The organism is Pseudomonas aphyarum (assembly GCF_028657055.1).
Taxonomy (GTDB): Bacteria; Pseudomonadota; Gammaproteobacteria; order Pseudomonadales; family Pseudomonadaceae; genus Aquipseudomonas; species Aquipseudomonas aphyarum.
In genome coordinates, this window is the sequence record NZ_JAMDGS010000001.1 from 196,723 (window position 1) to 217,907 (window position 21,185).

21 protein-coding genes and 1 pseudogene are annotated in these 21,185 nt (G+C 60.4%); 14 read left to right on the forward strand and 8 right to left on the reverse strand.

What is annotated here, in order from left to right; all coding sequences use genetic code 11:
• The first annotated feature begins 1 nt into the window (after position 1).
• A complete protein-coding gene (locus M5G18_RS00930) occupies positions 2-1,657 on the forward strand; it encodes an ATP-binding cassette domain-containing protein (RefSeq protein ID WP_273896833.1) in 1,656 nt (551 codons plus the stop codon).
• 111 nt (positions 1,658-1,768) lie between these two features.
• Here M5G18_RS00930 and M5G18_RS00935 read toward each other — a convergent pair whose 3' ends face one another.
• Positions 1,769-2,149 carry a RidA family protein gene (locus M5G18_RS00935; protein ID WP_065261325.1) on the reverse strand — a complete coding sequence of 127 codons (381 nt, stop codon included), beginning with the start codon at positions 2,147-2,149 and terminating at the stop codon, positions 1,769-1,771.
• Between the two features lie 506 nt (positions 2,150-2,655).
• Here M5G18_RS00935 and M5G18_RS00940 point away from each other — a divergent pair.
• The 3 genes from M5G18_RS00940 to M5G18_RS00950 all read left to right on the forward strand — a co-directional run bounded on the left by M5G18_RS00940 (position 2,656) and on the right by M5G18_RS00950 (position 6,044).
• Positions 2,656-3,039, forward strand: a complete 384-nt coding sequence (locus M5G18_RS00940; RefSeq protein ID WP_273896834.1) for a DUF6124 family protein — start codon at positions 2,656-2,658, stop codon at positions 3,037-3,039.
• 230 nt (positions 3,040-3,269) lie between these two features.
• The gene (locus M5G18_RS00945) at positions 3,270-4,952 is read left to right on the forward strand and encodes an MFS transporter (RefSeq protein ID WP_127797875.1); all 1,683 of its coding nucleotides are present in this window, start codon (positions 3,270-3,272) and stop codon (positions 4,950-4,952) included.
• A 123-nt stretch (positions 4,953-5,075) separates the two neighbouring features.
• Positions 5,076-6,044, forward strand: a complete 969-nt coding sequence (locus M5G18_RS00950) for an AraC family transcriptional regulator (RefSeq protein ID WP_273896835.1) — start codon at positions 5,076-5,078, stop codon at positions 6,042-6,044.
• Positions 6,045-6,074: 30 nt separating this feature from the next.
• On the opposite strand, the gene M5G18_RS00955 is transcribed toward M5G18_RS00950, so the two are convergent.
• Positions 6,075-7,985 carry a tyrosine-protein phosphatase gene (locus M5G18_RS00955; RefSeq protein ID WP_273896836.1) on the reverse strand — a complete coding sequence of 637 codons (1,911 nt, stop codon included), beginning with the start codon at positions 7,983-7,985 and terminating at the stop codon, positions 6,075-6,077.
• A 224-nt stretch (positions 7,986-8,209) separates the two neighbouring features.
• On the opposite strand from M5G18_RS00955, the gene M5G18_RS00960 reads away from it, so the two are divergent.
• From M5G18_RS00960 to M5G18_RS00970, 3 genes are all read left to right on the forward strand, one after another.
• Positions 8,210-8,479: a FecR/PupR family sigma factor regulator gene (locus M5G18_RS00960; RefSeq protein ID WP_273896837.1), complete on the forward strand. Its 270-nt coding sequence runs from the start codon at positions 8,210-8,212 to the stop codon at positions 8,477-8,479.
• Between the two features lie 164 nt (positions 8,480-8,643).
• Positions 8,644-9,138, forward strand: a complete 495-nt coding sequence (locus tag M5G18_RS00965) for a PaaI family thioesterase (RefSeq protein ID WP_273896838.1) — start codon at positions 8,644-8,646, stop codon at positions 9,136-9,138.
• 24 nt (positions 9,139-9,162) lie between these two features.
• Complete coding sequence (locus M5G18_RS00970; protein ID WP_273896839.1) at positions 9,163-9,558, forward strand: RidA family protein; 396 nt, start codon at positions 9,163-9,165, stop codon at positions 9,556-9,558.
• Positions 9,559-9,561: 3 nt separating this feature from the next.
• On the opposite strand, the gene M5G18_RS00975 is transcribed toward M5G18_RS00970, so the two are convergent.
• Genes M5G18_RS00975 through M5G18_RS00990 form a run of 4 tightly spaced genes read right to left on the reverse strand, consistent with a single transcriptional unit; the run spans position 9,562 to position 13,797 of the window.
• Entirely contained in the window at positions 9,562-10,680 is a 1,119-nt protein-coding gene (locus M5G18_RS00975; RefSeq protein ID WP_007955427.1) for an agmatine deiminase family protein, read from the reverse strand.
• A gap of 47 nt (positions 10,681-10,727) precedes the next feature.
• A complete protein-coding gene (locus M5G18_RS00980) occupies positions 10,728-11,831 on the reverse strand; it encodes an extracellular solute-binding protein (protein WP_273896840.1) in 1,104 nt (367 codons plus the stop codon).
• A gap of 1 nt (position 11,832) precedes the next feature.
• Complete coding sequence (gene aguB, locus M5G18_RS00985) at positions 11,833-12,741, reverse strand: N-carbamoylputrescine amidase (RefSeq protein ID WP_273896841.1); 909 nt, start codon at positions 12,739-12,741, stop codon at positions 11,833-11,835.
• 3 nt (positions 12,742-12,744) lie between these two features.
• Positions 12,745-13,797 (reverse strand): agmatine deiminase family protein, encoded by a 1,053-nt coding sequence (locus tag M5G18_RS00990; protein ID WP_273896842.1) that lies wholly within the window; start codon positions 13,795-13,797, stop codon positions 12,745-12,747.
• A gap of 137 nt (positions 13,798-13,934) precedes the next feature.
• Between M5G18_RS00990 and M5G18_RS00995 the strand changes: the two genes are divergently transcribed.
• Positions 13,935-14,795, forward strand: a complete 861-nt coding sequence (locus tag M5G18_RS00995; protein ID WP_273896843.1) for a LysR substrate-binding domain-containing protein — start codon at positions 13,935-13,937, stop codon at positions 14,793-14,795.
• Here M5G18_RS00995 and M5G18_RS01000 read toward each other — a convergent pair.
• On the reverse strand, positions 14,758-15,699 hold the full coding sequence (locus tag M5G18_RS01000) for a LysR family transcriptional regulator (RefSeq protein ID WP_273896844.1): 942 nt from the start codon (positions 15,697-15,699) through the stop codon (positions 14,758-14,760). The two genes, M5G18_RS00995 and M5G18_RS01000, sit on opposite strands and share 38 nt — an antisense overlap.
• Before the next feature lie 134 nt (positions 15,700-15,833).
• Here M5G18_RS01000 and M5G18_RS01005 point away from each other — a divergent pair, with 134 nt between their 5' ends.
• The 6 genes and pseudogenes from M5G18_RS01005 to leuD all read left to right on the forward strand — a co-directional run bounded on the left by M5G18_RS01005 (position 15,834) and on the right by leuD (position 20,189).
• Positions 15,834-16,238, forward strand: coding sequence for a RidA family protein (locus M5G18_RS01005; RefSeq protein WP_273896845.1), 405 nt, complete (start codon positions 15,834-15,836; stop codon positions 16,236-16,238).
• 78 nt (positions 16,239-16,316) lie between these two features.
• A complete protein-coding gene (locus tag M5G18_RS01010) occupies positions 16,317-16,874 on the forward strand; it encodes a helix-turn-helix domain-containing protein (RefSeq protein WP_273896846.1) in 558 nt (185 codons plus the stop codon).
• Between the two features lie 85 nt (positions 16,875-16,959).
• Positions 16,960-17,517: pseudogene (locus tag M5G18_RS01015) on the forward strand (HD domain-containing protein); the annotation flags it as partial.
• Entirely contained in the window at positions 17,515-18,027 is a 513-nt protein-coding gene (locus tag M5G18_RS01020) for a GNAT family N-acetyltransferase (protein ID WP_273896949.1), read from the forward strand. The pseudogene M5G18_RS01015 and the gene M5G18_RS01020, both read left to right, overlap by 3 nt.
• A gap of 128 nt (positions 18,028-18,155) precedes the next feature.
• Positions 18,156-19,577 carry a 3-isopropylmalate dehydratase large subunit gene (gene leuC / locus M5G18_RS01025; protein WP_127797860.1) on the forward strand — a complete coding sequence of 474 codons (1,422 nt, stop codon included), beginning with the start codon at positions 18,156-18,158 and terminating at the stop codon, positions 19,575-19,577.
• A 3-nt stretch (positions 19,578-19,580) separates the two neighbouring features.
• A complete protein-coding gene (leuD, locus tag M5G18_RS01030; RefSeq protein WP_273896847.1) occupies positions 19,581-20,189 on the forward strand; it encodes a 3-isopropylmalate dehydratase small subunit in 609 nt (202 codons plus the stop codon).
• A 39-nt stretch (positions 20,190-20,228) separates the two neighbouring features.
• Here the strand turns inward: leuD and M5G18_RS01035 are convergent, their stop codons facing one another.
• Complete coding sequence (locus M5G18_RS01035) at positions 20,229-21,146, reverse strand: LysR substrate-binding domain-containing protein (protein WP_273896848.1); 918 nt, start codon at positions 21,144-21,146, stop codon at positions 20,229-20,231.
• Positions 21,147-21,185: the final 39 nt, after the last annotated feature.

A 21,185-nucleotide genomic window follows, 5' to 3' on the forward strand; every position in this document is an offset into this window, starting at 1 on the left:
AATGAATTTGACCAGTCATTACATAAAAATATTTAAAATAATATCGAAAAACTATCGCTGGTTCACACTGGGATTCGCTGGAGTTTCCGCGATATTCATTATATGCAGCGCCTTGAACTCGCTCATTCCTGTTCTATTGAGAAATGCAGCAAACACCCTTGATGGTGCGGAGAGCGCGCAGACCCAATTTCTTTTTTTTGCGGGTTCGTATGCAGTCTTATGGACAGCTTCGCAGGTTCTATCCAATATTCGCGGCATATTTTCGGCCTGGGTACTGGCAAAATGCGACGCCACGCTTTACGAAGCAATTATTTCTAGAATATTTAGATACTCGTATAAAAAACAGCAGACGCTTGACCCCGGGTACGTAGTCGCCGATATAAGTCGATCATCAGGCAGCTTCAGCTTGGTTACTATTGGTATTTTCTGGACAATCATCCCTATCGCGATAGAAATGCTTATTGCAGTGTGTGTGCTATATAAAATAATGGGCGCAGCGTATGCAATGTTATTCCTTGTCGCTTGCATAGCATTGACCTCAATATCCATCTACGTAGCCAAGTCAAGCTCAAACATCCACAAAAATCTATTTGAAGCTGAAAACAATCTGTCCAGCTACACCATTGAACGGCTTAGCCGAGTTTACGACATCAAGCTGAACAACAGCCTCACCAAGGAACTTAGCTCAGGAAAGTCTTTCTTCAACAGCTACGTCAAGACAATCAGAAATGCGAATATTCATATGGGTATACGTGTTGGCTGTCAAGGACTTGCAATCGGCGCAACCCTGGCCTTTTTTGTAATATTAGCGGGGGTCAATTACCGTGCAAACTTTACTGCAGGGGATTTCGTCATGGTTGCTGGATACATCACCATGTTCACGATGCAGCTACACATTCTAGCTGGAACATTAATCAACCTTCAGGCAAATTTCATATCGTTGAACGACGGTATTAAATACATCGAAGAGGACATCAAAGAGTCGCACCAACCAAAACAACATAAAAATGCACAAAGCTTTGCCCTTCACGGTGTATCACTCGTAAAAAACCAGAAAACCATCCTCAACAATATCGACTGCCAATTTGGCCCAGGCGTAAACATAATATCAGGCCGTTCAGGCGCCGGGAAAACGACACTTATAAATACCCTGCTTGGCTTCGAAGACAACTATACAGGCAAGGCCTTCTACAAAGGACACTTGATAAACGAATCATTAAGTGAATACATACTTTCTGAGGTTTCTGTGGCACCACAAAAACCGATTTTGCTACCCGGCACGTTAAAAGATAATCTTCTTTATGGGACAGAGAATGCTAACCCACAAAAATTAATTCAAATATTTGAGCTTTTGGAATTGTCACGAAAAGGCACTAACATTGAGGCGTCGCTTGCGACCATTATAGACATTTCTGGCAGTGGACTAAGCGGTGGAGAAAGACAACGAATTGCTATTGGCCGAGCCATCCTAAGAGAAAAACCTACCCTAATACTGGATGAGCCTACTTCAGCCCTGGATAAAAGAATGGCTCAAAGAATTATTGAGTGGCTAGCCTCCAACACACCCTGCTTGATAATTGTTACTCATGATGAAAATTTAAAGAAGAAATACGGAACAACAATAGAGTTAGACGACCGCACGATTAAAGTTGCGTAGTTAAAAAACTACGTGCTTCGTTGTAATTTTCCTATTGGCCTCTATGGCGGCCCAAGTGTTGAATAGCCAGCACTCGAAGCCGCCTTACAAATTGCGTGTCTAAAGCCGAAGTCAGGCTTTGGCGGCCATCGCAGTCACTTCCACTTTCATCCCTTCAACCGCAAGCGCCGCCACACCCACCGCCGCACGCACCGGCCAAGGCTTGGCGAAGAAGCGCTTGTAAACCTCGTTGAACGCAGCGCGATCAGCCATGTCGGTCAGGTAAATGGTCAGGTGCAACACGCGGTCCATCGAACTACCGGCCTTTTCCAGCGCCACTTTCAGCGCCTGCAACGTGCATTCGCTTTGCGCGGTGACGTCGCCCAGTTCCAGGCTGCCATCGGCGCGGGTCGGAATCTGGGTCGACATCAGGATGCCGTTGAATTCGGTCACGTCCGAAGAGATCGAGTCTGCATCCGGATCCGGGGTGTAGGTGATGTCTTGGTTGGCCATTGGAAAGTCCTTCGCTGGCAGTGAGGACGGCGCCATCGCGCGCCGTTTCGGGCGGCCAGTTTACAGACACGGCGGCGGGATTGAAGCCATGGTGGTTTTCGGGGTGGTTTCGGGCGGAGGTTTCAGTGGGTTTTAAGTGCCCATAAACATGTTTCGCCATGAGTGTTTAAAGACACCTGTAGTTACGCGCAATTGCCCACAAATCCTTGCGCCAGAGCCTACGGCTACGCCAGAATCCGCCGGCTTGTGCGCCTTGGGGTCGGCCGGTAACTTGGATCGGGTCACTGATTTCCAGTGATCGGGTTTAGCAGCCCGGACAGGATGGACTTACGGTTGCATTGGCATCTTCAGTCAGGTATTCACCTGCGCTTGATGGTAGCTGTGTGCATGGCATCTTCGGGTGCGCCGGGTTTGGTCTTCCTTCCGGTCTGCTAACTTGCGCACAGCTGCCACCCCCTTCGTTTAGCAGCGAACAGGTTGCGGCTCTACTGTAAAAGGAAGATCGCATGTTCAAAATTACACCGAATCCCCCGGTCACCGAACCGGCCAGCATCACCGACCCAACCTCCCCCTACGAATGCCCTGATTCAAAGAGATTCAACGAAGCCGCCAACCGCGCCCTCGACTACCACCTCGGCCCGATATCAGCCCACATGATGGCCGCGCCCTACTACCCCAACCGCCTCTACCAGGCCAACCCGGCCAGCAACAACGAATCCCTGCTCGCCGACGCCGTCGAAACCCTGGGCTCCGCCAACGTCATGCTCAACAACTTCGTCGACCTCCTCGAAGGCCCCCACCGCAAGACCGCCCAAGGCATCGCGCAGATCGTGATGCTGGCGGAACTGGCGGTGAATCAGGTGCTGGATAACGTCGTGCCGACGGAATAAAACCCTTGGCGGCGGGTCTCTCCTGCCGCCCCTGCATCAGTCGATCAATCCCCGCCACTGGATATCCCCCCAATCCCAATTATGCTCAATGAAACCCCGCCCTCCCGCGCGGGGCGGTGATTCTGTGCACGCTCCACGAAACACCTGTTCCGGCATCCGCCACAGGCCTCGGGTACGCGACGTTGATGAAGTGCTCCGGCCTACAAAAACAAGCACGACGGAGAACACCCATGGCAGTACTCGACAGCATGTCCACCGGCAGCGCGCCGCCCACCAACCACAGTATCAGCCGCGAGGAGCGCAAGGTGATCTTTGCGTCGTCCCTCGGCACGGTGTTCGAGTGGTACGACTTTTACCTTTACGGCTCACTCGCCGCGATCATCGCCAAGCACTTCTTTGCCGGGGTGAACGAGACCACGGCGTTCATCTTCGCCCTGCTCGCCTTCGCCGCAGGCTTTGCGGTGCGGCCGTTCGGGGCGATTGTGTTTGGGCGGTTGGGCGACATGATCGGGCGCAAGCACACGTTTCTGATCACGATTGTGATCATGGGTGTGTCGACGGCGATTGTCGGGTTCCTGCCCGGTTACGCGACCATCGGGGTCGCGGCGCCGATCATTCTGATTACCCTGCGGCTGCTGCAAGGTCTGGCGCTGGGCGGTGAGTACGGCGGCGCGGCGACGTATGTGGCCGAGCATGCGCCGAAGGGCAAACGCGGGTTCTTCACCTCGTGGATTCAGACCACCGCGACGCTGGGGCTGTTTCTGTCGCTGCTGGTGATTCTGGCTTGCCGCACGGCGCTGGGCACCGAGGCGTTCGAGGCCTGGGGCTGGCGGATTCCGTTCCTGCTGTCGATCCTGCTGCTGATCGTGTCGGTGTACATCCGCCTGCAACTGAGCGAGTCACCGGTGTTCATGAAGATGAAGGCTGAAGGCAAGGCGTCGAAAGCGCCGCTGACCGAATCCTTCGCCCGTTGGGACAACCTGAAAATCGTGATCATGGCCCTGCTCGGCGGCACCGCCGGCCAGGCGGTGGTCTGGTACACCGGGCAGTTCTACGCGCTGTTTTTCCTGCTGCAGACCCTGAAGATCGACCCGCAGACCGCCAACCTGCTGATTGCTGGTTCGCTGCTGATCGGTACGCCGTTCTTCGTGATCTTCGGCAGCCTGTCCGACCGCATCGGGCGCAAGGGCATCATCATGGCCGGGTGCATTCTGGCGGCGGTGACCTACTTCCCGATCTTCCACGCGCTGACCCAGTACGGTAACCCCGACGTGTTCATCGCTCAGGAAAAGAACCCGGTCAAGGTGATCGCCAACCCCGACCAGTGCTCGTTCCAGTTCGATCCGGTGGGCAAGGCCAAATTCACCAGCTCCTGCGATCTGGCGAAGACCATTCTGGCCAAGCGGGCGATCCCGTATGAAAACGTGGTAGCGGAACCGGGCACCGTGGCCCAGGTGCGCATCGGCGACAAGGTCATCGAAAGCTTCGAAGGCACGACCCTCCCGGCCGCCGACTTCAAGACCCGCAACGATGCCTTCACCGCCAGCCTCACGACCGCGCTGAAAGAAGCCGGTTACCCGGAAAAAGCCGACCCGGCCAAGACCAATTACCCGATGGTCTTGCTGCTGCTGACCATCCTCGTGATCTACGTGACCATGGTCTACGGCCCGATCGCGGCCTGGCTGGTCGAGCTGTTCCCGGCGCGCATCCGCTACACCTCGATGTCGCTGCCGTATCACATCGGCAACGGCTGGTTCGGCGGGTTCCTGCCGACGGTGGCGTTTGCGATGGTCGCGGCCACCGGGGATATCTACTACGGCTTGTGGTACCCGATCGTGATTGCGGTGATGACGGCGATTCTCGGGATTTTCTTCATGCCGGAAACCAAGGATCGCGACATTCATCACACCTGACCCACTTCGCTCGATGCTGTGCGTGGCGTTCACGCACAGCATTGCGCGCTGTCACATCGGCGTCATTCTCCCTTGGTAATGTCTTCGCGCCCCCATGCCCCGACCACCAAGGTGACCCTCCCGGTGTACTCAAGCCCGACGCGCCAGACCCTCATCCTGCGATCCGACAACATGGCCTGCGACGACTTCGGCGCCCTGTTTTCGCGATTGTTCGGCAACCGTTACGGCGACACTCCGCCGCCGCCCAAAGACATCATCATCGGCGGCGTTTACGGGCGGTACGAAGGTCTGAGTTTCCGGCGCATGCATTACCGGGGCGATTTCACCGTGGCGTTCCCCGAGCCGTTCGACGAAATCACTTTCGTCATTCCCACCGCCGGCAAGATCGTTTTCAACCATGAAGCCGTGGGGCTGAGCGACGTGGGGCTGGCCATCGACAAGGCGGACCTGCGCTCGATGCGCTTTATCGACAATCACGCCCAGCACGGCATGTCGATCAGCCGCGCAGCGCTCACCGAACGGCTGTCGTCACTGCTGGGACGACCGATCGTGCACAAGCTGCATTTCGAGCCGAGGGTGGATCTGAACAGCCCAGCGTTTCAGGGCATTCGTGCATTGATCGATCTGGCCACCGGCACTGAATTCGACCTGTTGTTGAACGCCGGTTCGCTGATGCCGTCGCGCCTGCGGGAGATGCTGGTGGACGCGGTGCTGGAAGCATGGCCGCACAACTTCAGCGAGGCCTTGCGCCGCCCCGAGGCGCAGATCGCACCACGGCATGTGAAACAGGCCATCGAATACATTCAGGCGCATCCCGAGCAACTGGTCAGCGGAACGGATCTGGCCGGGTTGGTGAACGTCAGCCTGCGGGCGTTGCAGGAAGGTTTCCGGCGGTTCGTCGGCACCTCGATTGTCGCGTACCAGCGCCAGGTCAGGCTGGAGCGCGCCTGTGATGCATTGAAGCAAGGCCCATCGTCATCGGTAACCGACGTGGCCCTGCAATTCGGGTTCAGCAACGTCGGCCGGTTCTGCCAGTACTTTCAGGACGCCTACGGCGTGAGCCCTGCAGAAATGCGAAAAGGACTGCGCTGAGGCAGTCCTTTTTCTTCACCTACAGTCTTGTCAGAACTGGTAACTGGCTTTGAGTCCGCCGCTGAAACCGTGGCTGTCGCCGCCACCGCTGGCACCGACTTCGGCACCCACGCTTAGGGCGCCGAGATTGGCCATGACATTCACACCGCCACTGAACTGATCGCGGTTATCGAACGCCGCGCGCTGCTCGATATCCAGCCCCAGCAGATGCCCTTCGCTGTCGACCTGATGATCGCCCAGCACACGCTCGTAGCCGACCCGCACGCCCGGCACCAGTTGCCACGCGCCCATCGGCATCGGGGCGAACGAAACGTCAAGATTAGCCACCGCACTGCGGCGGGTTTCCTGAATGTCATCGACATTAAGGGCCAGTTCGCTGCCCTTCTCCTGGAAGCCCGACAGGTCCAGACGGCTGACCCGTACGCCGAGGCTCGGCTCCAGAATCACAGTGTTCAGCGGCATGCGATACCCCAGCGCCAGCGTCGCGCCACTGAGATTGCCGTGGGTGTCGCCCTTCGCCGAGCCGAGGCCGCCGCCGAGGTCGCGCTTGCTGTCGTAGTCGACGTAACCGGCGCTGAGGTTGGCATCGACAAACAGGCCACGTTCCAGGCTGGTGAAACCATAACGGGCGCCAAGGTCGAGGAAGGTGAAATCGGTGTCGGCCTCTCCGCCTGCGCCACCCACCGAACCTTTGCTGTAACCGATGCCGCCGCGAGCGCTGAGCTGTTCGGAGAAGCGCTGGGTGACGCCAACCATCAGGCCCTGGCTGTGTTCGTTGCTGCTTTGCGCATGGGCCGAGCCGTCGGTGCCGAGGTAACCGGCGAGCGCGGTGCTCCACAATCGGTACTGGCCGACCTTGAGGTCGGTGCCGCTGGCGAACGGCGCCGCAGCCTGTTCGATCATCGCGTTCTGACGCAGCAGGTAACTGGCCGCATCCGCATGTACCTGACCGCCGACCGTGGTCTCGACGCCACTAAGGGTTCCGGCGTCGATGGCCGATTGCAGGTAATAGTTGTAGGCGCTGTAAGTGCCCGAGAGTTTGCTGTTCTGCAATTCCTGCAACAGTTGCGCGCCAGCGGCGGCGTTGCCGATCAGCCCTGCCTGACCCGGCAGGCTGTTGTACTCGACCATTTTGCCGCGCAGTACATAGATGGTTTCCTGGGACAGACCCAGCCCCTGCTTGAGGTAGTTGTCCATGCTGCCGTATTGCGCGGTCACCTGATCCAGGCCCGCTTGCAGGTAACTGGCCTCGACGCCCAGCAGCGGCGCGTAGATCGCCGCCATGCTCGGCGGCATCATCGCCAGGGTCTTGGCCACGCGGTCGGCGGTGTAGTCGTTGGTCGCCAGGTAGTTGCTCATGATCGTCGCGTTGTCGACCCCGGCGATGCTTTGCAGCACGGCCGCCGTCCAGCCGGTGCGATCCTTGCCGGCGGTGCAATGGAACAGTGCGGCACCGTCGACACCGGCCAGTTCGTTGAACAGCACGCCCAACTGCCCGCGCATGCCGGCGTCACTGACGAACGCACGGTTGGTTTCCTGCATCATCGCAGTCGCATCGGCTGCGCTTTTGAACGAGACCGTGGTGATGTTCGCCCCCGACGTAGTGGCGCCGATGATGTCGATGTTCTGGTAAGTCGCCCCGCTGATCATCGTGTCCGGCGTGGCCGCGATTTCGCTCGGGGTGCGCAGGTCGTAAACGGCCTTGATCCCCAGACCGTTGAGGGTCGCCAGGTCCGACGCTGTCGGCGTCAGCGCGTTGGAGCGGTAGAACACGCCGGCGCGCATGGTGCCGTCGTGGGCCGTCGAATAGGCGGTGGTGGTGCCGGCGATATCCCGGAAGTTGTCGATGCCCACCAGACGCGGGGTATCGAGATCGGCAGCCTGGGCGGCAGCAATGGACAGACTCAGCACGGACAGCGAACACACAAGACGTTGAAACACGGGGCAGCCTCACTGGAAACACGTTGGGCTGCCCACTATCTGCATTGAAATGTGACGGAATATGACAAATCGGCGAAGCCCGCAAATCATGGCGCGATCTGTCCATTGGCGGCGTTTTTTGTCCGTTAAACGTTCACTAACCGTTTAAATACTCGACGTGCTTTGACGTTTTTTTTGCAAGCACCCACGTAAACTGCAGTCTTCGCCCCTTCTGGAACCCGTCAATGAACGACGCAGATGATGAAATCCTGACGCAAGCGGCGCACTGGTGCATGCGCCTGCAAGACGAAACCTGCACGCCCGACGAACGCCAGGCGTTCCAGCAGTGGATTCAGATCGACCCGCGCCATGCTTTCGAATACGCAAAGATGCTTGAGGTCTGGGAATTGAGCGATCAACTGCCGGACGAGCGCGACAAGTCGAAAAAACGCAAGGCCACGACGCTGCCCTGCAGCTTCGAAGAGTTTCAACGCAACCTGGCGGAGCGCACCTAGTGCGCCGCGACACGCTGGGGTTGTTGATCTGACGTAAAGCTACGCCCGCCCTGGCTCGGCCAGTCCCGCGCCTTTTGAGCGAACAATCGCATTGCTCAAGCTTCGTCCTTTATTCAGGGTTAGAATCCGCCCGGTTCCGCTAACCGTTTAAGGATGATCCCGGCATGGCCACCCACGACACTTCCCTGCAAGACACCGCCGCCCCCGAGGGCGTCTGCTTCGGCTGCGGCAGCAGCAACCCGCACGGTTTGCACATCAAGAGTTTCTGGCACGAGGACGGCGTGCACGTCATGGCCGAGCACGTGCCCGAGGCCAAATACTGCGGCTGGCCGGAGCTGGTCTACGGCGGCTTGATCGCGATGCTGGTGGACTGCCATTCCAACTGGACCGCGATGGCGTATCACTACCGGGCCGAGCAACGCGAACCCGAAAGCCTGCCGCGCATCAACTGCGTCACCGGCAACCTCGGCATCAAGTTCATCAAACCGACGCCAATGGGCGTACCGCTGATACTGAAGGCCAGAGTCGACGGTGAAGTCGGGCGCAAGACCCGAGTGATCTGCGAGGTCTACACCGGTGATGTGCTGACGGCGGTGGGCGATTCGGTGTTTGTGCGAGTGGATACCGAGCAGTTGGCAGCGGTTGCACACGGTCGCTGAAATCCGTCACTGAAGGAAAACACGATGCCCGATCGCAAAATCATCATCCCCGAATCCATGAAAACCATTGTCGAACGCGCCGGATACGCTCCGGCGGTTCTGGTGGGCGACACGCTTTACTGCGCCGGCCAGGTGGGCCGGACGGCTGACTTGAAGGTCATCGAAGACCCCGAGCAGCAATTCATCCGCGCTTGGGAAAACCTCGACGAAGTGCTGAAGGCCGGTGGCTGCACCTTCGACGATGTGGTGGAGATGACCACCTATCACGTCGACATGAGCCAACACATGCCGGTGTTTCGTGACGTGAAAAACCGCGTGTTCCCCAAAGGCTTCTGCGCCTGGACCTGCATCGGCGTCAGCGAACTGGCCCATCCGGGGTTGCTGGTGGAAATCAAATGCGTGGCCGTGCGTAGGCGCTGAGCCTTACGCCGGCTGGTGACTGGTCACGCAGTGAATCCCGCCACCACCGGCCGCGATGGCGTCGATGTTGATCTGCACCACGTCGCGGTTCGGGTAGAGCTTTTTCAGCAGGTCGAAGGCCTTCTTATCGGCGTCCTTATCGCCGAATTCCGGGGCAATCACCGCGCCGTTGATCACGAAATAGTTGATGTAACCGGCGGCGAAGTCGTCGTTGTCCCTGTTGAACTTGGTCTTGCGTGGCTTCAACGGTGGCGAAACGGTGTGGATCTGCAGCGGGCGACCGTCGGCGTCGGTGGCCTTTTTCAGGATTTCCAGGTGCGCCAGAGTGACCTTGTTGTCGTAGGAGCGTGGGTCGGTGTCGAGGTTGGCGATCACCACGCCGGGCGTGACGAAGCGCGCATAGAAATCGACGTGGGCATCGGTGATGTCCTTGCCTTTGATGCCCGGCAGCCAGATGATCTTGCGCAGACCGAGGCGTGCCTTCAGCTCAGCCTCGACGTCGGCCTTGCTCCAGCCGGGGTTGCGATTTTCGTTGACCCAGCAGCTTTCGGTCATGATCGCGGTGCCGTGGCCATCGACTTCGATGCCGCCGCCCTCGCCCACCAGTTCGCTGCGCTGGTAGGTCGCCTGCGCATCGGCCGCCACGCGTTTGGCGATCTTCGCGTCTTTCGAGTGCTGCTGCTTGTTGCCCCAGCCGCTGAAGTTGAAGTCCACCGCGCCCAGGCCATTCTTGTCGTCGATGACGAAGTTGGCGCTGATGTCACGCATCCAGATGTCGTCGAGGTTGGCGATCTGGTAGGTGATGTTGGACGTGCCGCAAATCTCTTCGGCCAGGCTGCGTTCGCCGCTGCGGCAATAGATGGTCAGCGGTTCGTAGCGGGCGATGGCGCGGGCGATCCGGCCGAGGGCTTCCTGGACGTCTTCGGTGAAGTCTTCCCAGATCGCATCCTGCGCGCCGAAGGCCATGTAGGCGCGTTCGTGCTTGTCGCCCTCGTCGGGCATGAACCAGCGACCTTCGCTGGCCGCCAGTACGCGCGCCGGTGACAGGCCGAGGCCCATGACGGCAGCGCCTACGCCGGCGGCGACTGAAACCTGTTTGATGAACTCGCGACGAGTTGGCATGTGTAACTTCCTGATGTGTAAGGGGCTGCCGAAGCAGCCCGGAAAAATCACTTTGCAGTGGCGGTCTTGAACTTGGTCCAGGTGCGCATGCGGGCGCGCATGTCGGCCTGGGGAATATCCTTGCCCGGTATCAGACGAGCATAGGTCGCTTCGTCGAGGTAGATGTCCGGGTTGTTGCGCATCGCCTCATCCACGTTTGGCCGGGCCTTGGCGTTGGAGGTCGGGTAACCGGTGAAATTGCTGATCGCGGCCATGTTCTCCGGGCGCATCACGAAGTTGATGAATTCGTAGGCGTATTCCGGGTGTTTGGCATCGACCGGAATGGCCATGGTGTCCATCCACACCGTGGTGCCCTCGCGCGGCACGCGGTACTGGAAGCGGGTCTGCTTGCCGGCGCTGTCCGAAGTGCGCTGGGCCTGGGTCATGTCGCCGCTGTAGCCGAGGGACAGGCACAGGTTGCCGTTGACCAGATCGGTCACCGGTTGCGACTGGAATTTGCGGATGTACGGCCGCAACTTCATCAGCAGATCACTGGCCGCCGCCAGATCCGCAGGCTTGGCGCTGCGCGGGTCGCGGCCCAGATAGTTGAGCACCACGGCCAGCACTTCGTCCGGCGAGTCGATCATCGAAATCCCGCAATCGGCAAACTTGGCGGCCAGCTCCGGTTTGAACAGCATGTCGAGGCTGTTGACCGGCGCGTCGGCCATACGCTGTTTGATCTGCTCGGCGTTGTAGGTCAGGCCGATGGTGCCCCAGGTGTACGGCACCGTGGCCTTGTTCGAATGCTCGTAATGGCTGCGCAGTTTTTGCAGGCCGGGCTCGATGTCGTTCATCGCCGTGACCTTCGAAGGATCCAGCGGCAACAGGCTGCCGGCACGCATCAGCCGTTCGGCCACGGTGTCGCCGGGGAAGATCAGGTCATAGCCGCTGCCGCCGGACAGCATCTTGGCTTCCAGGGTTTCGCTGCCGTCCATCACGTCGTAGATCACCTTGATCCCGGTTTCGGCGGTGAACTTTGTCAGCGTGTCTTCGGCGAAATAATCCGCCCAGTTGTACAGCCGCAGGGTCTTGTCTTCGGCGTGCACGGCCGGCATCAAACCGGCCAGCGCCAGGCCCAGAGCGCCAAGCAACCACTTGTGTGAAGTAGGCATATCAGACTCCTTGAGGATTCCAGCGGGCGTGAAGGTGACGGCCGTCCTGGCTCAACAAGGCGCCGTACATTTCCGGGCGACGGTCGCGGTAAATGCCCCAACTCAGGCGATCTTCACGCATGGCTGCCAGATCCAGGCTTTGCACCAATACGCCGGTGCTGGCGCGGTCGGCTTCGGCGAGCATTTTCCCCTTGTGGTTGCAGATGAACGACGAGCCGTAGAAATTCATTTGCAGCGTTGCATCGGTGCCCGCCACTTCACGGCCAACGCGGTTGGACGCGATCACCGGCAGCAGGTTGGCTGCGGCGTGGCCACGCATGGTCATCTGCCAGTGGTCCCGCGAATCCAGATCCGCGCAGCCCGGTTCCGAGCCGATCGCCGTCGGGAACAGCAGCACTTCAGCGCCCATCAACGCCAGGCAGCGCGCGGTTTCGGGGAACCACTGATCCCAGCAGATGCCCACGCCGAGGCGACCGAACGCGGTGTCCCAGACTTTGAAACCGGTGTCGCCGGGGCTGAAATATTCCTTCTCCTGATAACCGATGGCGTTGGGGATGTGGGTCTTGCGGTACACACCCAGCAAACGCCCGTCGGCATCGGCCACGCTCAGGGAGTTGAAGTAGGCATTGCCGGCCTTCTCGTACCAGCTCAGCGGCAGCACCACGCCCAGTTCACGGGCCAGCGCGGCGAAGCGCGACAGCACCTGACTGTCGCGGTACTCCTCGGCCAGCGCCATGTGATGGTGGCTCTGCTCGATGCAGAAATACGGCGTGGCGAACAACTCCTGCAACAGGATCACTTGTGCGCCCTGTGCGGCCGCTTCACGCACCAACTGCTCGGCGCGATCGAGGTTACTTTTCAGGTCCCAGGTGCACGGCATCTGGGTAGTGGCGACTTTCAGCAAAGTCATCGATCAACCCTCCACCGGCCAGGCTGGCTGTTGCTGGGTGATGCAGTGCACACCGCCGCCGCCGTGGGCCAGGTGATTGATCTGTACCGGCACCACTTCACGCCCCGGGAACGCCTTGGCCAGGGTTTGCGCCGCGACATGGTCGGCCTCGATGCCGTACGCCGGCATGATGATCGCGCCGTTGGCGATGTAGAAATTGGTGTACGAGGCGCAGAACACTTCGGCTTCGGTGTCCACCGCATCGGTGGCTTCATACAGCTCGATCAGCTCGAATTTGCGGCCCTGAGCGTCGGTGGCGAGTTCCAGTGCGCGGCGGTTTTCCCGCACGACTTCGGCATACACCGAACTGCGATCATGGGTAGCGTCCACCAGCAACACGCCAGGGCGAGCGAAGGCGCAGACACCATCGACGTGACCGTCGGTCATGTCGCCGGTGACGTAATCCGGATCCCCCGGCAGCCAGATGGTTTTCTTCACGCCGAGCAGGCGGCTGAAAATTTCTTCCATCTCGGCCTTGCTCACACCGGGGTTGCGGTTGGGATTGAGCAGCACCGATTCGGTGGTGATCAACGTGCCCTCACCGTCGACATGGATCGCGCCGCCCTCGTTGCTCAGCGCCGTGCCGAAGCACTCGCCGCCCAAACGATTGAGCACGCGGCGGGCCAGGCTTTCGTCCAGGTCGTGAGCCGACTTGCCGCCCCACGCGTTGAAACGCCAGCTCACCCCCGCCAGACCTTGCTCCGGGTGCACCACGAAGCTTGGGCCGGAGTCGCGGCACCAGCTGTCGTTGACCGCCAGCGGGATCAGTTCGATGTTCGGTCCGCACAAGGCTTTGGCGCTGGCGATGGCCGACGGATCGACGACCATTTTCACTGGCTCGAACCTCGCGATGGCATTGGCGACGCGGGCGAAATCTTCCTGCACCAACGGCAAGGTGACGCCCCAGCCCGACTCCCACAGGGCCTGATTGTGTGGCCAGACCATCCAGGTTGCCGCGTGCTTCACCCACTCTGCCGGCATCATCCAACCGCTGTTGTTGTTTTTGTTCTGCTGCATGGTAAAAAGCCCTTTGAGTTAAGCCATTGTGTTCAATGAAAACAGCCTTGGCGGCGTTGACGTGCATGCTAATGGCGGCCTTAAGGGCAAACAAACGATGGATTTAGCGGAAAACTGATTAGAGGAACTTATCGATCATGCTGAAACACTGGCCACCCCTCAGCTCGTTGCGCGGCTTCGAAGCCGCCGCAAGGCTGGGCAGTTTCCACAAGGCCGCCGAGGAACTGAGCCTCACGCAGTCGGCCATCAGCCAGCAGATCCGCAGCCTTGAGGCGTATCTAGAGCAGCCGCTGTTTTTCCGCAGCGGGCGCAGCGTCAGCCTGACCGACGCCGGCTACGATCTCCTCAGCACCACCCAGGCGATGCTGCAGCAACTGTCGGTGGGCATCCGGCGGCTGGGGCAATACCAGAAACCCAATCAGCTGGTGCTCAACACCACGCCGGCGTTTGCCCGGCATTGGTTGCTGCCGCGTCTGGGGGATTTCCGCCGACAGCATCCGAATGTGGATCTGTGGATTTTCAGCACCGATGACGTACCGGACATGGCGACCCAGACCATCGATCTGGCGGTGCGCGACGACATCAGTTCGCAGGCTGAATGCAGCTTCAAGGTGCTGCACGCTGATCGGCTCTACCCGGCGTGTCATCCGAGCCTGCTGAACGTGCCGAGCGCACAGCGGACAACGCTGCACGGCGAGCGGGAAATGGACTGGAGTCATTGGGCAGTGGAATCGGGGATCGATGTCGGCCAGCAGGATCAAGGCCTGAACTTTTCCGATCCGGGCCTGTTGCTGGACGCAGCCTGCGGCGGGCTCGGCATCGCGCTGGTCAGCCAGTTGCTCAGCCGCAAGGCCCGGGCCGACGGGCTGTTGCAGCCCTTGGTGGACGAGACCATTCGCGGCCCGAACTGGGCGCTGCTGACCCACCGCGACAGCGAAAACGATCCGATGGCCCGCAGTTTTACCGAGTGGCTGCTGGCGAACCTGGGCGATCCATGACCGGCGCGTGGCGGGCCATCACCTCGGCGATCCAGTCGATGAACACCCGCAACTTGCGGCTGATGTGGCGGTTCGGCGGGTACGCGACGTAGAGCGGCATCGGATCGAGGCGCCAGTCTTCGAACAGCGGCACCAGATCACCATTCGCCTCGTGCGCCCTGGACATGTATTTCGGCAACCACAACACGCCCAGCCCCGCGAGCCCCGCCGACAAATAGGCATTGCCGTCATCGACGGCCAGCACATGACGGCCCTTGATCTGCAAGTCTTCGTGTTCATTGTGCAAGGCGTATGGCACCGGTTTGCCGGTGCGCGCCCAGAGGAAACCGACCACGCGGTGATGGCTGTCTTCCAGTTCACGGGGATGCATCGGGGTGCCGGCGCGGGCCAGGTAACTCGGCGCGGCATACACGCCCAGTTGCAGATCGGCGACCTTCCGCGCCATCAGTGACTGATCCCGCAGCTCGCCGCCACGCACCACGCAATCGACGTTTTCATCGATGATGTCGACGATCCGGTCGCTGACGCCCATGTCGATCTGGATCTCCGGGTAACGCGCGCAGAACTCGGGCAGCGCCGGCACCAGAATCAGGTTGGCCAGAGGGCTGGGCACGTCGACCCGCAAGCGTCCCTTGGGCATGGCCGCGGCGCCGGGAAGGCTGGTCTCGGCGTCGTCCATGTCCGCCAGCAACTTGATCACCCGCTCGTAATAGGCCGCGCCGTCCGCCGTGGCGTTGACCTTGCGCGTGGTGCGGTTGAGCAACTTGACCCGCAGCCGCGCCTCCAATTGCTGAATGAGCTGGGTCACGGTGGTCTTGCTCATGTGCAAAGTCTCGGCGGCCTTGGTGAAACTGCCCGCCTCCACCACCCGCGCGAAGGCTTGCATCGCGTCAAAACGGTCCATATCCCACCTCTGATAGCGGCTCGATTGTTTGGGATTCGCAAACAGTGATCGCCAAGGTTGCGCGTTTATCGCGCCGAGGCAAGTCCCTAGAGTTTCTCCATCGCAGGTTTTCAACCCATTGAAGGAGACACCCCATGACCCATGCCCAGCCAAAACGCGACGTGGTTTTCCCGCCCGGACGCCATGCCCTTTACGAGCGCAATCGCTATTCGCCGGCGGTTCGCTCCAACGGTTTTCTGTTCGTCTCCGGGCAGGTCGGCAGCCTTGAGGACGGCTCGCCGGAGCCGGATCTGAAACAACAGGTTCGACTGGCCTTCACCAACCTCAACGCTATCCTCGGCGCGGCCGGCGCCAGTTTCGATGACGTGGTGGACGTGACGGTGTTCATGGTCGATCCGCAATCGACCTTCGAAACCATCTGGGAAGTAGTGCCGGAGTTCTGGGGCGAGGCGCCGCATCCAACGATTACGGCAGTCGGCGTGACGTGGCTGTATGGCTTTCAGTTCGAGATCAAGGTGATTGCCAAACTGCCGGAATGACCTGATATCGCGTCGATTTGCAGCACGGGCCGACAGTCTTCAGACTGTCGGCCCGCATTCCTTTTGCGATCCATCGCCATGTCCGACACCTTGTTGAAGCCCAGTCTGCCCGGCATCGCCCTGCGCCGCTGGCGCGTGCTGCACCGCGTCAAGCAGAGCCATGCCGCCGAGTTGTTCAAGGTCACCCAGTCGACCATTTCCCGCTGGGAAAGCGGCGTGCAGGCGATGGACCCGGACGCGCATCTTCAGCTCGAACGGTTGCTCGCGGCCCGACTCGACAGCGCCGCCGATCAGGCCCTCGCGCGACTGGTCACGGACAGCGCGCGCCCGGTTCACCTGGTCTGCGACCTGACCCATCGCCTGCTGGCCTGCTCCCCGGCCCGCGCCGCGCAGTTCAGCAGTCCGCTGAGCGATCTGCTGGGGCAGTCGCTGTGGCGCTTTGCGACGGCGCAAATCCAGCACAAGGAGTCCTTGCTGGATGACACCGGTTGGCGAGAAGTCCCGGCGCCGCCGGCACTGGAATTCGTCACCGGCCACAATGACTCAACCCTCGTGCCCATCCGCGAAAGCCTGTGCCGCTGGACGCGGATCGCGCTGTCGGACGGCACCGCCGCACGGCTGGTGGAAACGCTGTAGGCCGCGCGCCGCATATTTTATGCGTGGACGATGATCGAGGCCGGGCCTAGGCTTTGAGCCCTGCTCTCTTTATCCCGGCCACTGTATGAACCTCGAAAAAATCAAGGGACGCCTCGACTTTCTGCGCGAAGCAGAACGGCTCAAGGACGTCCTCAGAAGCGCCCACACCTCTTCCGGTCGTAACGAAAGCACCGCCGAACACAGCTGGCGCCTGTGCCTGATGGTGATCGTGTTCGCTGACGACCTGTCCGGGCTCGATCTGCTGAAAGTCCTGAAGATGTGCGTCATCCATGACCTCGGCGAAGCCATCAACGGAGATATTCCGGCAGTCGATCAAGCCGGTTTTCCCGACAAGGGCGAACAGGAGCGCAACGACTTGCTGCTGCTCACCCGCTCCCTGGACGACGCACTGAGAGATGAAATACTCGCGCTCTGGGACGACTACGAAAACGCCCGTTCTCCCGAAGCCAAGGCCGTGAAGGCACTGGACAAGCTGGAAACACTTTTACAACACACTCAAGGAAAGAATCCGCCAGACTTCGACTATGGCTTCAACCTGGCCTACGGCAAGCAATACACCAACGCCGATCCGCTGTTCGAAACCCTTCGAACCCTGATCGACCGGGACACCCGAGAACGCATGAACACAAACATCACAATCCGCAACGAACGCCCCGAAGACATCGACACCATCGCCCGAATCACCGAGGCCGCGTTCCAGCACGAAGAACACTCCAGCCACACCGAACAATTCATCGTCAACGCCTTGCGCCGCGCCGGTCAGCTCAGCGTTTCGCTGGTGGCCGTCGAGAACGACACGGTGGTCGGCCATGTCGCCATTTCACCTGTGACGATTTCCTCCGGAACACAGGACTGGTACGGCCTGGGCCCGATCTCCGTGTGCCCGACCCGCCAGCAGCAAGGCATCGGCTCGGCGTTGATGAAAGCCTCGCTGGCGGAGTTGCAGCGCATTGGCGGGGTGGGTTGCGTGGTGCTTGGCGATCCGGGCTACTACGGCCGTTTTGGCTTCAAGGCCCATGCGGGCCTGGAGTTGCCGGGGATCCCGGCGGAGTACTTTCAGGCGTTGGCGTTTGACGGTGAGTTGCCAGTCGGTGTTGTCAGCTACCACAAGGCTTTTGACGCCACCGCGTGATCGCTCACCGCCCTCGATTACTCACAATCCGTGTTCAACCGCTTCACCAATGCGCTCTTGATGCCATTTCTGCGATCAATATTCTGTCCTCATGTTGTTTTTGCCCCGGACAGAAAAGAGCGCAAGCCATGCCCAGCCCGAGAACGCTGTACCAGAAGCACATCGACAGTCACACCGTCTGCACCCTCGACGATCAGGGCCACGTGCTGCTTTACATCGATCGCCAGGTCGCCAACGAATACACCAGCCCACAGGCCTTCAGCGGCCTGCGTGATGCCGGGCGTACGGTGTGGCGGCCTGCGGCGACGCTGGCGGTGGTCGATCATGTGAACCCCACCGCACCGAAACGCATCGCGACCATGCCCGACGCCGGGGGCGCGCGGCAGGTGTCGTACTTCGAAGAAAACTGCCGCGACTTCGGCATCGAGCTGTTCGATGTTCTGGACAAGCGCCAGGGCATCGAACACGTCGTGGCGCCGGAACAGGGTTTCATTTTGCCGGGCATGGTGGTGGCGGCCGGTGATAGCCACACCACCACTTACGGCGCACTGGGCGCGTTCGGCTTTGGTATCGGTACTTCGGAAATCGAGCACCTGCTGGCAACCCAGACGCTGGTCTACAAGCGCCTGAAAACCTTGCGTGTGACGGTCAACGGTGAGCTTGGCGCAGGCGTCACCTCCAAGGACATCATCATGGCGCTGATCGAGAAGATCGGCGCTTCGGGCGCCACCGGTTACGCCATCGAATTCACCGGCCCGGCCATCAGCGCCCTCAGCGTCGAGGCGCGCATGACCATCTGTAACATGGCCGTCGAGGCCGGCGCCCGGGGTGCGTTCATGGCGCCGGACGACAAGGTGTTCGCTTACCTGCAACGCAAGCCGCGTGCGCCCAAGGGCAAGGTCTGGGAGCAGGCCGTCGAGCGCTGGAAAACCCTGCACAGCGACGAGGGCGCAGTGTTCGATCGCGAAGTCATCCTCGATGTCGCCGCGCTGGAGCCGATGGTGACCTGGGGCACCAGCCCCGATCAGGCTGCGCCGATCAAAGGGCACGTGCCGGACCCGGCGGCCCAGCCCGATCCGATCCTGCGTCAGGGCCTGCAGCGCGCCCTCGACTACATGGGCCTGACACCCGGCATGCCGCTGAACGAAGTGACGATCAGCCATGCCTTTATCGGTTCCTGCACCAATGCGCGGATCGAAGATTTGCGCGACGTTGCCCGCGTGGTGCGCGGCAAGCGTGTGGCAGCCCACGTGCGGGCGATGATCGTTCCCGGCTCGACGTTGGTGCGCAATCAGGCCGAGGACGAAGGCCTGGCGCAGATTTTTCTCGACGCCGGTTTCGAGTGGCGGCAATCGGGTTGTTCGATGTGCCTGGCGATGAACGACGACGTGCTCGCGCCGGGTGATCGCTGTGCGTCCAGCACCAATCGCAACTTCGAAGGCCGTCAGGGCGCCGGTGCGCGCACTCACCTGATGAGCCCGGCGATGGTCGCAGCCGCCGCCATCACCGGCCATTTGACTGACGTGCGCACCGTCGCGCTGGAGGCTTGAACCATGCAACCTTTCGACACCGTCAGCGGCAGCGCCGCGCCGTTTCTTGGGTCCAACATCGACACCGACGTGATCATGCCCAAGCAGTTTCTCAAGGGCATCGATCGTCAGGGGCTGGATCGCGGGCTGTTCTTCGATCTGCGCTTTCTCGCCTCCGGCGAGCCCAACCCGGAATTCGTGCTCAATCAGCCGGCCTGGCAGGACGCGGCGTTTCTGGTGACCGGTCCCAATTTCGGTTGCGGCTCCAGCCGCGAACACGCGGTGTGGGGCTTGAAGCAAGTCGGCATCCGGGCCTTGATCGGCACCACGTTCGCCGGGATTTTCTACGACAACTGCCAGCGCAATGGTGTGTTGGCGATTCAACTGGACGACGCGCAGTTCAAGCGTGTGGCCGAGGCGATCAGCGTCCCTGAGACCGCGCGGATCAGCGTGAACCTGGCGCAGCAGACCCTCGAACTGGCGGACGGCACGCAGATCGGATTCGAGATCGATCAGTTGCGCAAGCAATCGTTGCTGCTGGGACTGGATGCCATCGGCACCACGCTGCAACGCACCGAGCAGATCCGCGCCTTCGAGACGCGGCATCTGGCGGACAATCCCTGGTTGGGCTGATGACGAAAAAAAACGGGCGGTTCATTGAACCGCCCGTTTTCATTCCACGGACAAATCGCGGAAGTACTCTTCCAGAAACTCCACGCACACCCGCAATTTCGCCGACTCGCTGAGCCGGGTCGGATAGACCGCCCAGACGTTGGCGCTCTGGGTGTAGCCGTCCAGCACCTGCACCAGCCTGCCCTGCTCAAGCATCGGTTTGACGTCCCACATCGAGCGCAACAGGATCCCGCCGCCGCTCAAGGCCCACTCCAGCACGATCTCGCCGCTGTTGGAGGACAACGGGCCATTCACCCGCACCGTCTCTTCTTGCCCGTCCTTGCTCAGGGTCCAGATGCCGAATGCGTTGTTGCGTTCCTTGAGCACCAGACAATCGTGGTCTTTCAGGTCTTCGAGGGATTGCGGCGTGCCGCGGCGTTCAAGGTATTCCGGCGTGGCGCACAACACGCGCCGGTTGCTCACCAGTTTGCGCGCCAGATGCTGGCCCGGCAGGTCATCGCCGACGAGGATTTCCAGATCGAAGCCCTCGCCCACCAGATCGACCACCCGGTCGAACACGTCCAGCCGAATGTCGAGTTTCGGGCACGACCGGGACAACTGACTGATCGCCGGCGCCACATGATTGCGGCCGAAACCGAAGCTGCTGCAAATGTGCAGCGAGCCCGCCGGCTGGTGCCGGGCCTGGGAAATCTCGCCGAGAAACTGATCGAAATCCCCCAGCAGCTTCTCCGCCCAGATCCGCACCCGCTCGCCGTCGTCGGTCAGCGCGATGCGCCGGGTGGTGCGGTGCAGCAGCTTGGTCGCCAGCGTGGTTTCCAGCACCGAGATGCGCTTGCTGACGTAGGCCGGTGAGAAGCCTAGCTCGTCGGCAGCGCTGGCAAAGCTGTTCTTGCGGATGACGGTGAGGAAGACCTTGAGGTCTTCGGGCAAGGGAAATTGGTCACGATTCGTGTTCATGGGCCGCGCGCCTTCGCTATTTGTCACACATTTTGCGAA